Source organism: Humidesulfovibrio sp., assembly GCF_035560995.1.
In the GTDB taxonomy this organism is placed as follows: Bacteria; Desulfobacterota; Desulfovibrionia; order Desulfovibrionales; family Desulfovibrionaceae; genus Humidesulfovibrio.
In genome coordinates this window covers 1-13,375 of record NZ_DATMYK010000278.1, presented here as the reverse complement: position 1 = coordinate 13,375, position 13,375 = coordinate 1, and the positions used below count along the sequence as shown (strand labels likewise).

General features: G+C 66.0%; 12 protein-coding genes. 6 read left to right on the top strand and 6 right to left on the bottom strand.

The genetic code is table 11. The features are described from left to right. The 6 genes from VN419_RS10915 to VN419_RS10890 form a co-directional block, all read left to right on the top strand. On the top strand, positions 1 to 232 hold a 232-nt coding region (locus VN419_RS10915; RefSeq protein ID WP_325647262.1), incomplete at its 5' end, for a UDP-glucose/GDP-mannose dehydrogenase family protein. A 40-nt stretch (positions 233 to 272) separates the two neighbouring features. Next, the gene (locus tag VN419_RS10910; RefSeq protein ID WP_325647261.1) at positions 273 to 1,655 is read left to right on the top strand and encodes a hypothetical protein; all 1,383 of its coding nucleotides are present in this window, start codon (positions 273 to 275) and stop codon (positions 1,653 to 1,655) included. Then, positions 1,652 to 2,776 (top strand): glycosyltransferase family 4 protein, encoded by a 1,125-nt coding sequence (locus VN419_RS10905; RefSeq protein WP_325647260.1) that lies wholly within the window; start codon positions 1,652 to 1,654, stop codon positions 2,774 to 2,776. The genes VN419_RS10910 and VN419_RS10905 overlap by 4 nt, the downstream gene beginning before the upstream one ends. Then, positions 2,757 to 4,421, top strand: a complete 1,665-nt coding sequence (locus VN419_RS10900; RefSeq protein ID WP_325647259.1) for a hypothetical protein — start codon at positions 2,757 to 2,759, stop codon at positions 4,419 to 4,421. The genes VN419_RS10905 and VN419_RS10900 overlap by 20 nt, the downstream gene beginning before the upstream one ends. A gap of 4 nt (positions 4,422 to 4,425) precedes the next feature. Continuing rightward, entirely contained in the window at positions 4,426 to 5,487 is a 1,062-nt protein-coding gene (locus VN419_RS10895) for a DUF362 domain-containing protein (protein ID WP_325647258.1), read from the top strand. After that, positions 5,460 to 7,196 (top strand): hypothetical protein, encoded by a 1,737-nt coding sequence (locus tag VN419_RS10890; protein WP_325647257.1) that lies wholly within the window; start codon positions 5,460 to 5,462, stop codon positions 7,194 to 7,196. Before VN419_RS10895 ends, VN419_RS10890 begins: the two co-directional genes overlap by 28 nt. 39 nt (positions 7,197 to 7,235) lie before the next feature. Here VN419_RS10890 and VN419_RS10885 read toward each other — a convergent pair whose 3' ends face one another. Genes VN419_RS10885 through VN419_RS10860 form a run of 6 tightly spaced genes read right to left on the bottom strand, consistent with a single transcriptional unit; the run spans position 7,236 to position 13,201 of the window. Next, positions 7,236 to 8,300, bottom strand: coding sequence for an acyltransferase (locus VN419_RS10885; RefSeq protein ID WP_325647256.1), 1,065 nt, complete (start codon positions 8,298 to 8,300; stop codon positions 7,236 to 7,238). Beyond that, positions 8,287 to 9,390, bottom strand: a complete 1,104-nt coding sequence (locus VN419_RS10880; protein ID WP_325647255.1) for an acyltransferase — start codon at positions 9,388 to 9,390, stop codon at positions 8,287 to 8,289. The genes VN419_RS10885 and VN419_RS10880 overlap by 14 nt, the downstream gene beginning before the upstream one ends. A 50-nt stretch (positions 9,391 to 9,440) precedes the next feature. Further along, entirely contained in the window at positions 9,441 to 10,304 is an 864-nt protein-coding gene (locus VN419_RS10875; protein WP_325647254.1) for a hypothetical protein, read from the bottom strand. A gap of 5 nt (positions 10,305 to 10,309) precedes the next feature. Next, positions 10,310 to 11,329, bottom strand: a complete 1,020-nt coding sequence (locus VN419_RS10870) for a Gfo/Idh/MocA family oxidoreductase (RefSeq protein WP_325647253.1) — start codon at positions 11,327 to 11,329, stop codon at positions 10,310 to 10,312. Next, positions 11,322 to 12,110: a WecB/TagA/CpsF family glycosyltransferase gene (locus tag VN419_RS10865; RefSeq protein WP_325647252.1), complete on the bottom strand. Its 789-nt coding sequence runs from the start codon at positions 12,108 to 12,110 to the stop codon at positions 11,322 to 11,324. The genes VN419_RS10870 and VN419_RS10865 overlap by 8 nt, the downstream gene beginning before the upstream one ends. A gap of 23 nt (positions 12,111 to 12,133) precedes the next feature. Continuing rightward, complete coding sequence (locus VN419_RS10860) at positions 12,134 to 13,201, bottom strand: glycosyltransferase family 4 protein (RefSeq protein WP_325647251.1); 1,068 nt, start codon at positions 13,199 to 13,201, stop codon at positions 12,134 to 12,136. Positions 13,202 to 13,375: the final 174 nt, after the last annotated feature.

Below are 13,375 nucleotides of genomic sequence, written 5' to 3'. Positions count from 1 at the left end.
CGAGGCCGAGCTTTCCGGAAACGCCCTGGTGGAGCTGGTTTCCGGCCAGTACGAGGCCCTGGACGGGGCCGACGCCCTGGCCGTGGTGACGGACTGGAACCAGTTCCGCAACCCGGACTTCGCGGGCATGGCGCGCACGCTCTCCGGCCGCGTGATCTTCGACGGCCGCAACCTGTACCAGCCGGAGCTTCTGGCCCGATTCGGCCTCAAACACTACGGCATCGGGCGGTAGGCGCGAGCATGGCAGCGGTTCTCTTACCCGTGGAGTCGGCATGGCGCAGTTGAACGAAGACCTGCTCCTTGGCGGCATGGCCATCAGCAATCCGTACATCAAGGGGGCGGCGGTCGCCGTCCTGGCCTTGGTCCTGGCGGTCGGAGTCCTCGCCGCTTCAACGCTTCAGATGGTGCTTGGCTATTTGTACATCCTGCCGTTCACCATCTACCTCACCGGCACGAACATCATGAACGCCGGGATCGTGCTGGTCCTGTTCTTCTCATACGTCCTGTTCAAGAAGAGCGAGCGGCTTGTCGTCGATGCGACGGCGGTGTACATCTTCGTGTTCATCATGTCCTTTGTCCCGTCGCTGTTCATCGCGTCCTCAAAGGTTCTCGTCACGCATTTGTCCATGCTGTTCCAGTACATCTGCTGCCTGCTGATGTACGTCTTCGTGTCGAACGCCATCGATACCGAGGAACACATCTCCTCCATCACCAAGGGGCTGATGGCCGTCTTGTACCTCTACTCGTTCTTCGCCATCGTCGAGTATTTCTTCTTCCCGTACAGTGTTGGCCTGCACAGGGTGCGCGGCCCCTGGCGGGAGTATGAGATCTATTCCGAGTACCTTTCATACATGCTGCCGCTGGCCGTGTATCGCTTCAGGGATTCGAAGCTCAAGCTCATCTGCACCTGCTGCTTCATCCTGGTGATGATGCTGCTCACGGGAACGCGCGGCGGACCGGTATCGCTGCTGCTGGGGCTCATGCTGTGGTGGATGCTGGAATCCAACAGGCTGGCCAATGCCGTGAAGGCCACCGCGCTGGCCGTCGTTCTCCTGCCGCTGGCGCTCATCTCCTATGAGTTCATCTCCAGCGGCACCAAGATCGACAAGGCCGACGCCCTGGTGCAGCGCCTCTCCGACACGACCCTGAACAAGAACTTCATTCCGGACACCCGGGCCAGCGTCTGGACCATCCACGGCAAGCTCATCAGCAAGGTGGGGCTGCTCGGCGAGGGGCCGAACCCGCGCGGAAACTGGTATTACAAGGCCATCGCCGCGGGAGACGCCACCCTCCTGGCGGGCTCCAGGCTGCCGGATCCTTCCGTGGCCGGGTATCCCCACAGCCTGCCTCTTACGCTGATGGAAACGGGCGGCGTGCCTGCGCTCTTCGCCTTCTACGCCATGGCCGTATCGATTTTGGTGCGCCTGTACCGGCTGAAGCGCCGGGTGGCGGATTCACCTGTGCACGAGCACATGACGCGCCTGCTCAACGTGCTCATCATCAGCATCGCCATCTTCCTCATCAATGAAACCAAGATCGAGTTCGTACGCTACTTCCACTACCAGCTGTACATCTTCGGCTATCTGTTCGGCCTGGCAGGCGGGGTGATCCGCTGCTACACGAAGATCCTGGACTCGGACGGCGCCGCCGCATGAAGGTCGCCATGCTCTGCAACCACTATCACCCGCATGTGACGGGCGTCGTCACGGTCATAGACACCATCATCAGGAACCTTGCTGGGCGGGTGGAGTTCTCCGTGCACCATGCCCGCCCGGACAGCAGGGCGGAGGGCTGGTCTGAGGGGGCTGCCGCCAAGAATCCGGCAGTCTTTCCCTCTCCGGTGGGCAAGGTTTTAAGCCACTGCCTGCGCCCCCTTGTGGGCGGCTACTTCCCCTTCACGGCCCGGTGCATCGGCTCCCTGCGCCCGTTGCTCGGCAGCGACCTGCTGCATTGCCACACCTTCTGGCCCAACAGCATAGTGCCCCTGCTGCGCCTGGCGGGCCAGCGCCCGTCGCTGCTCACCGCCCATGGCGGACTGGACCTCATGCGCACGCAGCGGTGGCCCTGGGGCTATCAGCGGCTGGTGCGGCAGGCCCTGCTGGCGGCCACGCGCGTCATCGCCCTGGACGAACTGGAACAGGAGGCCCTGCGCTCCTTCGCCCCGGGCGTGCGGACCTGCGTCATCCCCAACGGCGTGGACCTGGGGCCGCAGGCTCCGGCCCCGGCCTGCGGCGGGCCGAGGCGCATTCTCTTTGTCGGCGCCCTGAACGCCCGCAAGGGAATTCAGGATCTGGTCGCCGTGGCGGGCTCGCGCGCGTTCGCGGCCAGAGCGGACGTCGAGTTCCTGCTGGTGGGGGAGAGCACGCCCGATATCACCCCGGCAACGCTTCCCGGAAACGTCCGGCTGACCGGGCCCCTGCCGCCCGAACAGCTGCCCGGGCTTTACGCCGGGGCCGCGGTCTTTGTGCTGCCCTCGTATTCCGAGGGCATGCCCATGGTGATTCTGGAGGCCATGGCCCACGGGCTGCCCGTGGTGGCCACGCCGGTGGGGGCCGTGCCCCTGCTGGTGCAGGACGGCCAGACCGGCCGCCTGGTGCCGCCCGGCGACAGGCAGGCCCTGCGGGACAGCCTCCTGTCCCTGATCGCCGACCCCGCCCTGGCCGCCAGGCTGGGGGCCAACGGCAGGCTGCGCTACGAAGAGCGGCATACTGGCGCGGCCATGGCGCGCACGCACCTCAACCTCTACACGGACACCTATGCAACCCGCACGCATTAGCGCCCATCTCGTGCTGCCGGACCAGCAGCGCGCGGCCAAGGGCCGCCAGCCCCGGCTGGTCCTGGGCGCCATGAGGAGTCTGGTCCGGCGGTTTCTGGACGAGCGCCCCAAGTCCACGGTGTTCGTGCCCATCCTCTACTTTCCGCCAAGCATGACGGACGCGGTGATCATTCACCTGCAAGGGGTGCGGAACATCGCGGCGCTCAAGGGCTGCCACGTGAACGGCGTCGCCTGCGAGCCCTTCGGGGCCCACGCGGCGGATGGCAACGCCTTCCTGATCTGCAACCCCGGCCTCTTTCTCCAGCACGAGAACGTGGTGGCCTTTCCTCCGGGCGTGGGCGCCAGGAACGTCTACCTCTATCCGTGTCACTCGCGGCAGCTGCTGCAGTACCATCAGCGGTACCTGCGGGATTTTCGCCTTGAGGTGGCGCCGGGCTTCGCCCTGCCGTCGGGCAGGCCCATCGCGGCCATCGTCCCCGCGCCGGGTGAGGCAGGGCAGGCTTCCCCCATGGAGGCCGCGGTGGAGTACCTGCTGCGTTCCCAGATTCACATGCCGGGCGGCAGGTACAACGGCACCTACCAGTGCGCCTTTGACCTGGAGGCCCAGGCCTACAGGCTCACCTCCTGGATCTGGACCTCCGGCATCGTGGTCAAGGCCCTGGCGGGCGAGCGCGGCTTCTCCCGGCATGCCGGGCGCATCGAGGCCTCGCTTTTGGCCGCGCGCGAGGCCTTGCTGGGCTTGCAGATCAAACAGGGGGAGAACCTCGGCGGCTATGAGGTGCGCTGGGACGTCACGCGGGCCGAGCCCTCGGGCATCCTGCGCTGGATAGCGCCCAACGATGCGGCCATGCTGGGCAGCCAGGGTCTGATGACGCTGCACTCCTTATATCCCGACGGCCGCTGCCTGGAGGCCGCCCAAGGCATCGCCCGCTGGATCATGGAACGCTGCACGCGGCCCGACGGCCTGGTCTACGTGGGCTGCGACGCCCGCTCCAACCGCTGGAACAGCGACTGGCTGTACGTGGACTGCGCCTTCACCACCACGCTGTTCCGGGACCTGTACGAGCAGTCCCGCGACTTCGCCTACGCCCATTGGACGCGGGCGTTCATCGACGCATTCGTGCGTGCCTTCCTCCGGCCGGACGGCCTGTTCAACGCCTTCAGCGGCGACATGCGGGTGCGCAAGGGCCACGTGTTCACGCGGGGGCAGGCCTGGGCCCTGGATGGGCTGCTCTCGGCGCACGAGGTGGCGCCCGACGGGGAACTCCTCAAAATCGCCGAGGCGACACTGCGCAGGCTTCAGCAGACGCAGAACCCGGACGGCTCCTGGTACTACAGCCTGCTCTCGCCGGAGTCCGGCAAGGATGCCAAGGCCGTGCCGATCATCGCCTGCCACGCCCTGCGCCTGTACGAGCGCCGCCCGCAGGAGTGGCTGGTGGAGCTGGCGCGCAAGGCGCTGGACTGGTGCACGGCGCAGCAGGTGCCCGCCCATGTGCCCTTCGCGGGCGGAGGCATCGGCTCCTACACATCGGAGGGGGCCATAACGGGCAAGACCAGCGCCTCCATCATCTTCTCGTATTCCGTGGCCTACTATCTTCTGGCGGCCCGCCGCCTCGAAACTGTCACCGGAACAAGGCAGCGGTAATCACATGGGTTTTCAGGTCCACATACTCAAGGCCACAGGTTTCGACCCCGCCGGGTTCGCGGACATCACGGCGTCGCTGGGCCTGGCCCACAAGCTCGCCAGGGCCACGGTCATAGGCATCAAGGCCAACCTCGCGGCGGGCAACCACTGCGAGGCGGACTCCGGCGTGCTGGTGGGCCAGGCGCTCCTGGAAACGCTGATCCAGGCCCTGCGCCGTATGAACCCCACGGCCGAGATCCGCATCATGGAGGCCGACAGCACCGCAGGCGGCTACGCCTACCTGAAGTTCGAGCACCAGGGCCTGCCGGGGCTGGCCGCCCGGCACCCAGGGGTGACGCTGTGCGACCTGAGCCGCGGACGCCTGCGCAGCCTCAGTCCGAACGGGCAGTATTTCTCCACGGTGGAGCTGGCCGAGAGCCTGTTCGAATGCGACTTCATGATCTCCCTGGCCAAGATCAAGACCCACAACATGACCACCGTCACCGGGGCCACCAAGAACCTCTTCGGCTGCCTGCCCGTCAGCGACAAGAGCGTCTACCACACGTCCATCGACAAGGTGGTGGCCGACATGGCGGCGCTGATTCCCGTGGACCTCTGCGTGCTTGACGGCAACCCCGGCATGGAGGGCAACGGCCCGGTCAACGGCGAGGCCGTGCCCCTGAACCGCATGCTCTTCGGCAACAATCCCGTGGCCACGGACTCCGTCATGGCGGCCATGCTGGGGGTCGATCCCCGGCGGGTGGGGCACCTGCGCCTGGCCGAGCAGGCGGGCATCGGCAGCACGGATCTTGCGGCCATCCGAATCCTCGGCGCGGGCCTGGACGAAGCGGCGGTGCGCATCCGGCAGAATTCGCCCCTGCAGCGGAGCATCATCAGGGGCGGCATAGGCATCCAGCGCCTTGGTGAGGCCCTGGCGCGCTTCGGGCACCAGGTGCACTACCAGAAGAGCCCGGCGGGCGTGGCCAAAGTCATCCTTAAAAGCGTCCTGCTGCTGTTCGTGACTCCGCAGCGGCTTACTGCCGGAAAAAAGGCCGTGGCATGCGCCATCAACAGTATTCGGCGCTAGCGCGCGGCATCTTTGGCTGGCTGGCCGAGAGGCAAGTCGTGGAACCTGGCTACGACCAGGGCGGCATTCGCGATCCGCTCACCGGGCTGGTGGCCGGGGAGCACTACAGCGCCACGCATTTCGCGCTCCTGGGCTGCCTGCTCGACCAGGCGGACCCCGACCCTGCGCGCTTGCCGCTCATCCGCGCGGCCCTGGAGTTCCACGCCAGGACCTCCGGCGGGGAGTACGCCAAGGGCAGCTGGGCCTACCACTGGGACTTCAACAACTACGCCTTCGCCAAGTCCCTTGTGCTTCTGGGCGACGCGCTCCCCACGGCGGAGCGGGCCAGAGGCCTCGGCGTCATGCGCGCCTGGAAGGAGAACAGGCATAAGACGGTCAACTGGCTGTTCATGCGCGCCTACAACGCCACGCTGCGTCGGAAACTGTGCGGCGGTCTGACGGACGCCCTCCGGGCCAGGTACAACCTGTTCCTGAGCCTGCGCTGCCAGCTTGAGGACGGCTGCATTGAGGACGTGCGCCACACCAGCAGGCCCATCCAGTACCACGCCTTTTCCACGGCCCTGCTGCACCAGCTGTACCTGCTCACCGGGGAGCGGCGGTTTCTGCGCCGGTTCCTGGCCGGGCTGGAGTATCTGCTGCCTTTTGTGGCCCCCGACGGGGACTTCAACTACCTGGGCCGAGGCCATGAGCAGATTTTTGGCTACGGCGTGGCCCTTTACGTGCTGGAGGCCGGGCTGCCCCATGCGGGCGGCAACGCGCAGCGCGTCGACGAGGCTGCGGAGCGTTGCCTCGCCCACCTCAGCCGGTACACGACGCCGGAAGGCTGCTTTCCCCTGGTGCTCAACGGCCACGACAACGATCGGCGCTACGGCTGGTACGACTACCATCACCTGACCGTGTACAACGCCTTTCTGGGCGTCTGGCTGGCCGAGTGCGCCCGGCTGAAGCCCGTGACCCCGCCGCCGCCCTCCCTTGCCCAGGCCGTGCCCGCCCACTACGGCGCGCAGCTTTTCGCGCCCTCGGGCCGGCTGGCCTGCGACATGCCGCGCTATTTTCTTTGCCTGAGCGCGGGAGAGCCGGGCAGCCGCTACTACGCGGACTGCGGACTGGCCTTTCAGCATTTCTGGGTCAAGGGTTTCGGGGATCTCATCTCCTGCCCTGGCGGGCCGGGCGGGCCCGATGGCAAGGGCTTTGCGGACTTCTACGCACGCGAGGGCGACGCCGCGAAAAATTTCTTCGCGCCCCTGGGCAAAAGGGGCGGCGTCTGGTGCTCCCCTGTGGGAGGTCGTGGCAGTCTGGTGCAGCGCGGCGCCGGGGGCTATGCCCTGACCTACGAGTATCCGGGCGGCTTCAGCGTGAACCGTTTGGTCACCCTGGCCGAGGACGGCGTGCTCCTGCGCGATGAGGTCTCCTTTCAGGACGGCCAGGGGTTTGAGGAATTCCGGCTGGTGAACCTGCCTCTGCTGCAGGGTGGGCATACGGTGGAAGCAAACGTCGTGGTGCTTCAGCAAGGCAAGGTCGGCGTACGCATCACCATCACCATGGACATTCCCGGCATGTTGCAGACGGAACGACTGCTTTCCGCCAAGGGCGATGTGCGGAACCTCTATTTTGCTGTTCCGGTTCAGGGCATCGATAAACAGACCGCCTTCGTGGCCACCACGCGCTTCACCATCTTCGACGCGGCGCAGCCGAGCCCGCCCCTGTAACCTCCTTCCGGCGGACGTCCCGCCATCACTGCGCCCCGGCTACCGCGGCGCGGCCCTGTCAGCCTCGAAGCGGCCCATGAGCCCGCGCGCAAGCCAGCCGCTGGCGGTCTCCAGCGCGGCGCACAGCAGCAGGCACAGGCAGAACAGCGCGGCCAGCAGCAGCGCGTTGCTGAGCGTGGAAAGCGCGGGGTGGGCGTGCTTCAAGGTGTAGATGAACTTTCCGTGAAACAGGAAGATGGCGTAGGAGTGTCGCCCCGCGTAACGGAAGAGGGCCTTGAGCGGCAAGAAGGCCGGATTCAAAGGCAGGAAGCGGTGAATGAACAGCGCCGGGGCCAGGAGTGCGGCGAAATTCGCGGCCGGGTTTCCCAGCACAAGTGGAGTGAAGTGGGGATTGAGCTGGTCGAAGGCGCAGAGCATGGCCAGGGCCGCCAGCGTGCACAAGGCCAAGGCGCCCTTGCCGCCCTTGGCCGCTGGCAGGAAATGCAGCAGCACGCCCAGAGAGAACAGGTACAGGTGGGAGCCGAAAACGCCCAGGTAGGCCACGGCTTTGTTGGACGGAACGCCCTGCCAGACCAGAAGCAGGTGCAGGCAGACCATGAGGATGCTGAGGCCGGCCCCGAAGACGGCGGCGTTGCGCCTGGCCGCCAGGTAGATGAACGGGGCCAGGATGTAGCAGTGCACCAGCGGCACCAGGAACCATTGCGGCGATTCCTCGAAGCCCAGCAAGAGCACGTCGTTGAACAGGCGCAGTTCCGCGAGGCTTTGGCTCCCCTTGAGCAGGCCCAGCAGCAGCCAGAGCCAGTACAGCGGATAGATGCGCAGCGCCCGCTTGAGCAGGTAGTGCGGCAGAAGCGCGCGCAGGGCCCCCTGGGCCAGCTCTTTCTTGACGGAGTAGAACACGCCGTAGCCGCTCAGGATGAAGAAGAGCGTGACGAACTGGTGCCCGTAGAGCGAGAAGGTTCCCGGGAAGATCTCCAGGATGTAGTGATGGAAGAAGATGACGATGATGGCCAGACCTTTGAGATAGCCCGTCTGCGCCGAGGTATCGCCCGCCGGTCGCTGTGCGGGCGCGGCGTCTTGCGCGGCGCGATCACTGGAGCGCATGGAACGCGCTGCGCTTTTTCTTCAGGAAAGGCTTCTCGACAAGGACCCAGGAGAGCGCCGCCGCCGCGCAGGTGGCCGCCAGGATAATGGGCACGAAGCTCGGGTGCTGCCGCAGCCCGTACTCGGCCAGCAGATTGATGAACAGGAAATGGTAGATGTACACGCCGTAGGAGATGTCCTGGCCGCGCAGCAGGATCCCGCTGAGCTTCGGCAGCGTGTAGGCCGTGGAGACGACCGCGATGCCCAGCAGCAGCGAGGTGGCCACGGATACGGCGGGCCCCACGGGCAACAGCAGCTTGGCGCATAAGTAGAGCGCGACCCAGAACACGCCCTTGCCCGCGATGAACCGCAGCTTGTAAATCTGCATCCGCTGCAACGCCACGCCGAGCATGAACAGGTAAAAATGCGGCAAAAAGGTGTAGCGGAAGAGCTTTTCCACGCCGTTCTCAGCGGCAAGGCCCATGTTTGGCAACAAGTGGTTCGTCCCCAGCCGCAGCAGGGCGAAAAAGCCCAGCACCAGCAGCGCCCGTCCGGCCCCGCCCTTGCGCAGCCCGCAGAACCTGTAGGCCAGGGGGAGCACGAGGTAGAACTGGAGCTCCACCGGGATGGTCCACAGGCTGCCGTTGTACGAGCCCATGCCAAAGGACTTGAGGAAGGGGGGCGTGAAGATGACCCCGGCCAGCTGCGCGGGCAGCCAGGCGTAGTCCAGCGCCTGGGCCATGCGGTAGCCCAGCAGCAGCGTCAGCAGGAAGGTCAGCAGGATGCAGGCCCACATGCCGGGGTAGATCCGCAGGAAGCGGTTCCTGAAGTACTTGCCGGGATCGCTGTTCCGCTCATAGGACGCGGAGATGAGATAGCCGCTGATGACGAAGAAGATCGGCACGCCGGAGAAATGGATCAGCGGAGCCAGCCAGGCGGGGACCGCCGCCCCGGACTGGCTGTAGGAGTGAAAGATCAGTACCTGCGTGGCGGCGAAAATGCGCAGCAGATCGAAGTTGTTCACCTTGAAGGAGACGGGTTCCCGGCCCGCAGACGCGGGCAGCAGGCCGCCCAGCCGTGCCGCCGCCTGCCGGAGAGTGCGCATGTTCATCGTTTGCCTGTCCTGCGCCGCTGCCGCATCCGCCTAGCCCGGGCCAAGGCCTAACCAGGGGTGATGAGCTCTCGGATGAGCTCTGCGGTCTGGCTGATGTGGGCCTTGCCGGAGGCGCCGAAGAGCACCGAGTGCACGTTCTTCAGTCCGCCGATGTACTCAATGGCCTCGCGCGGGGGGATGGCCCCGGCGGCCAGCACCTGCATGGCGATGGGCCGGAAGCTCCGCTCGGCGATGGTCTTCTCGTACAATTCGCGGCCGCCGCCCATGCGGAAGCCCAGCTTGTTTATGGAGCTGCAGATGATGGGATTCTGCACGCCGCAGCCTTCCAGCACGTCCAGCAGCTTCGGCATGTTCATGCTGATGAAGCCGGGCTCGGCCTTGTACTCCTTGCGCACATAGTCGGCGAAGGCGGAAAAGAACTCGTTCATGCGCAGGCCCAGCAGCAGGTCGGTGATGACGTTCTGCAGAAAGATCACCGGGGTGTCGATGCCGCGGAACATCTTCATCTCCGCGTCCACCAGAAGCTTCATGATGGCCACGAAGTCGCGGGTGGCCAGCGCCATGCCGCCCCTGGCCAGGGTGCCCAGCATGCTGCCCGGCAGGAACTTCTTCAGGGCCTCCACGGCGCCCAGATCGGTGACGGCGTTGGCGTACTTGTGGGCATAGGGCATGCACGGATGAATCTTGAAGCCCTGGTAGCGGCCGGGATTGGCGCGCATGTGGTCGCAGACGTCGCCGATGCGCGCGTGGGTGGTGCACATGAAGGTGCGCACCCCCAGGTCATAGGCGTCGTCCAGCACGCGGATCACCGCGTCGAGGTCGCGGAAGCGCATGGCCTGCGCCCGGGCGCGCTCCTCCGAAAGGTGGTTGATGGCGAAAAACTGGTTGTCTCCGAAAAGGACGGTATCCATGGCGCTTATCCTCGATCCTGGCTGTCGTTCTGGAGCAGTTCCACCACGGCGTTGGTCTCCAGGGCCGACTCGATGGGATTGATGGGGTCCGGGCGGCCCGCTTTGACGCACTGGATGAAGTGGTCCACCTGGGCCGAGTATTCCTCGCCGCGCAGGTGGAAGGCCACTTCCGGGCTCAAGCCGGTGAGCCACTTGAAGTTCCAGCCCTGGCGCAGGCCCTCCTCGGGGTTGTCCTTGTTCAGGTAGATCCTGAGCTCCTGGGCGTCGCACACGAGCTTGCCCAGCTTGCCCAGGATGGTGATCTGCGTGGACATCTTGCGGTGCGACTCGTCGCTCCAGTTCACGGAGATCTGGCCGCTCAGCCCGTTGTCGTAAAAAAGGGTCGAGTATACGGCGTCGTCCACGCCCTGGGAGTAGACGCTTTGCAGCACCGTGCCCCCCACACGCCTGGGCATGCCGAAGTAGAAGTTCAGCAGGTTGATGACGTGGGTGGCGTAGTCGAAGAGGCAGCCGCCGCCCTCGGCCTGGTTGGAGCGCCAGGTCTTGCCCTTGCCGTGCAGCACCACCGGGCCGTAGGCCTCGCCCAGGAAGTGGTACACCTCGCCCAGCACGCCCTTTTGCAGCAGCCTGCGCACTTCGCTGAAGGTGCCGATGAAGCGGTTGTGGTAGCCCACCTGGGTGATGACGCCCTTGGCCCGCGCCTTCTCCACCAGGGCCCGGCCCTCGGCCATGTTCAGGCACAGGGGCTTTTCCAGAAACAGGTGCAGGCCCAGGTCCATGGCGCTGTGCGCCATCTCGGCGTGCAGCCGGGTGGGCGTGGCGATGAACAGGCAGTCCAGCCGGGCTTCGGCGAGCATTTTCCTGAAGTCGGAGTAGCAGGGGAAGGGCGAGTATTTCTCCAGGGCCATGAGGTGGAACTTGGAGGCGTCGCAGATGCCTGCGAGCTCCACGTCGGGGTGCGCGCCGAGGATGGCGCAGTGGGAGATGCCCATCTTGCCAAGGCCAATGAGACCGGTTCTAATCATGATGCTTCCCTTGGGTTGTTGATGAGCAGCGATGCTTCAGCCCGTCCCAGATGGACTGGAACATGAAGATGAACGACCAGTAATAGCGCGGGATGCGCCGCCGGGGCTGGATGATGGTGCGGAACAGCCACTCCATGCCGATGGCCTGGATCCAGGCCGGGGCCCAGGGCACAGCGCCGGAGTGGTAGTCGAAGGCCGCGCCCACGCCCACCATCCAGGGCGCGTCCACCTGGTCCAGGTGCGCGGCGATCCAGCCCTCCTGCTTCAGCAGCCCAAGGCCCACCCAGATGAAGTCCGGCCTGGCCTCGCGGATCTGCCGCACCACGGCCTCGTCCTCCTCCGGCGTCAGTGCGCGGAAGGGCGGGCAATAGGTGCCCACGGATATAAGCTTCGGGAACTCGGCCTGGAGCTTCTGCACCATGGTGTCGGCCACGCCAACGTCGCCGCCGTAGAAGAAGTGCCGCCAGCCCAGGCTTTGGCCGCGGTCGATGGCCTTGAGCATGAAGATGGGCCCGTTGAGGCGCGGCACGCGGTGGCCCCAGGCATACCCGGCGATGACCGAGCCGATGCCGTCGCACAGGGAGAAGTCCGCCTCGCGGATGAAGCGCCCGTGCTCCGCGATGCGCAGGGCGTGGTACATGGACTCGGTGTTGGTGATGGAGATGTACCGGCGGCGTTCGCCCGCGCCGAGGGAACGCTCCACCGCATCCAGAACCTGGTCGAAGGTGCCGCAGGTGACGGGCACCCCGGACACCTGGACCATGGTGCACGCGTTGTGCATCAAGCCTCCCTGTGTTGATTGTGTCATCGCGCCGCCAGCCAGTAGGCCTCTGAGACCTGATGCGCCATGGTCTCTATGCCGTGGCGGTGCTCCACCGTGCGCCGCGCCGCGTCGCCCATGGCTCGCCGCAGCCCGGCGTCGCACGTCAGGCGGCCCAGCCTGTCCACCAGCTGGTCCACCCGGCCCGGCTCCACCAGGAAGCCCGACTCCCCGTCGCGTATCAGTTCCGGCAGACCGCCGACCGTGGTGGTGATCACCGGCACCGCATAGGACATGGCCTCCAGCACGGACATGGGCAGCCCCTCCCCGTAGGAGGGCAGCACGAAGATGTCCGTTTCGCGCAGCAGGCGTTCCTTGGCGTCTCCGGTGATCCAGCCGAGATGCCGCATGCTTGCCTTGAAGGGGGCGATCTCGCTCAACAGGCGGTCCACTTCTCCGTTGCCGCCAATGGCCAGGCGGATGGGCAGCCCCTGCTTGATCAGGATTTCGCAGGCCTCCAGCAGATCAAACACGCCCTTCCTGGCGCCGATGAGCCCCAGGAAGGTCACGCGCACCGGGGCATCGTGAGCGCGCGCCGACGCCGGGCCAAGAGCCGGCAGGGGAATGCCGTTCGGCACCACCATGCGCCGCGCGCCGGGGAAGAGCTCCTGCACGCTGGCGGCCCAGCTGTGCGAAAGGCACAGGACCATGTCGGCGGTCTCGAAGAAGTGCCGCATCCGGCCCTTCCAGGCGGGGGAAAGCTTCGCGTATTGCTCCAGAAACAGCGCGCCGTGCAGATGGAGGACGACCCGTGGCCCGAAGAGCCGGACGAGCCTGAAATAGAAGTACTTGCGCTTGGGGCTCGGAAAGTCGCCGCAGTGGATGTGCACGATGTCGACGCGCGTGCAGGCGAGCACCGCCAGGGTCTTGCACAGGCCCAGCAGCGCCACGGCGAGTTTGAAGGGCTTGGAGCCGTCCTTGTGGCTGGCCACGAAGCGCAGCCGGAATTTGTGCGCCAGGGACGAATCCTGCAAATACCGGAGCACGGCGGAGATGCCGCCCATGACCTTGACCGAGGGGGCGATGTGGAGGGCGTTGCGGCGTTCACTCATGGCAGCGGCTCCCTGCGGGCGGGGCGGGCTGCGGGCGCGCAGGGGCCGCAGCGGACGGAAACAGGGTGGAGGATTTGGTTCATGGGGAGCCTGCCGTTCAACTGTGCAGATGGATGACGGTGTACAGGCCCACTTCCGGCAGGGTGATGCTTGCTGCGCCCTGAACCACCACGG

Bases quoted from the DNA above. Each gene is read 5' to 3' on its own strand.
- VN419_RS10900 (WP_325647259.1), top strand. From the start codon at position 2,757: ATGCAACCCGCACGCATTAGCGCCCATCTCGTGCTGCCGGACCAGCAG.
- VN419_RS10895 (WP_325647258.1), top strand. From the start codon at position 4,426: ATGGGTTTTCAGGTCCACATACTCAAGGCCACAGGTTTCGACCCCGCC.
- VN419_RS10865 (WP_325647252.1), bottom strand. From the start codon at position 12,110: ATGCACAACGCGTGCACCATGGTCCAGGTGTCCGGGGTGCCCGTCACC.
- VN419_RS10885 (WP_325647256.1), bottom strand. From the start codon at position 8,300: ATGCGCTCCAGTGATCGCGCCGCGCAAGACGCCGCGCCCGCACAGCGA.
- VN419_RS10860 (WP_325647251.1), bottom strand. From the start codon at position 13,201: ATGAGTGAACGCCGCAACGCCCTCCACATCGCCCCCTCGGTCAAGGTC.
- VN419_RS10905 (WP_325647260.1), top strand. From the start codon at position 1,652: ATGAAGGTCGCCATGCTCTGCAACCACTATCACCCGCATGTGACGGGC.
- VN419_RS10880 (WP_325647255.1), bottom strand. From the start codon at position 9,390: ATGAACATGCGCACTCTCCGGCAGGCGGCGGCACGGCTGGGCGGCCTG.
- VN419_RS10890 (WP_325647257.1), top strand. From the start codon at position 5,460: ATGCGCCATCAACAGTATTCGGCGCTAGCGCGCGGCATCTTTGGCTGG.
- VN419_RS10875 (WP_325647254.1), bottom strand. From the start codon at position 10,304: ATGGATACCGTCCTTTTCGGAGACAACCAGTTTTTCGCCATCAACCAC.
- VN419_RS10870 (WP_325647253.1), bottom strand. From the start codon at position 11,329: ATGATTAGAACCGGTCTCATTGGCCTTGGCAAGATGGGCATCTCCCAC.
- VN419_RS10910 (WP_325647261.1), top strand. From the start codon at position 273: ATGGCGCAGTTGAACGAAGACCTGCTCCTTGGCGGCATGGCCATCAGC.